The 590-nt window shown below is 67.1% G+C and carries 1 protein-coding gene; it reads right to left on the reverse strand.

Features of this window, described 5'->3' with window-relative positions; all coding sequences use genetic code 11:
- Positions 1-590, reverse strand: a 590-nt coding sequence (locus DLM85_RS24810; protein ID WP_111480875.1) for an IS5 family transposase, incomplete at both ends; no start/stop codon positions are given.

A 590-nucleotide genomic window follows, 5' to 3' on the forward strand; every position in this document is an offset into this window, starting at 1 on the left:
GCGGCCCAGCCAAAGCTGCGTTCCACGACCCAGCGTCGTGGCAACAGCACAAAGCCTTTCTGCCCTTCGGGTTTCGCAATGACTTGCAAGTCAATGGCGTGCTCCGCAGCGGCCTCGTCCGCTGCCGCGCCCGTGTAGCCCTGGTCGGTGTAGGCCACCTGTACCTTTTGGCCGGTCACGCGCTGCACCTGTGCGCACAGCGCCGCCACTTGCCCGCGGTCCGGCTCGTTGGCGGGCGTGACGACGGCGGCCAGCAGGTGGCCCAGCGTATCGACGGCCACGTGCACCTTGCTGCCCTTGCGCCGCTTGGCCCCGTCGTAGCCCGCGCGCGCCCCGCTTTCAGGCGTGCTTTGCACCGTACGCGAGTCCAAAATGACGGCCGTCGGGTCGGCCTCACGCCCCGCCAAAACCCGCGCCAGCTCGCGCAGATCCGCCATCATATGCTCAAAACAGCGGTTGTCGCGCCAGCGCCCCCATTGTTGATACACCGCTTCCCAGGGCGGCAAATCGTGGGGCAGGTAGCGCCAGCCACAACCCGTTTTGACCAGGTAGCGCAGGGCGTTGAACACGTCGCGCAACGCATGTTCGCG

Source organism: Hymenobacter edaphi (genome assembly GCF_003258365.1).
Classification (GTDB): domain Bacteria; phylum Bacteroidota; class Bacteroidia; order Cytophagales; family Hymenobacteraceae; genus Solirubrum; species Solirubrum edaphi.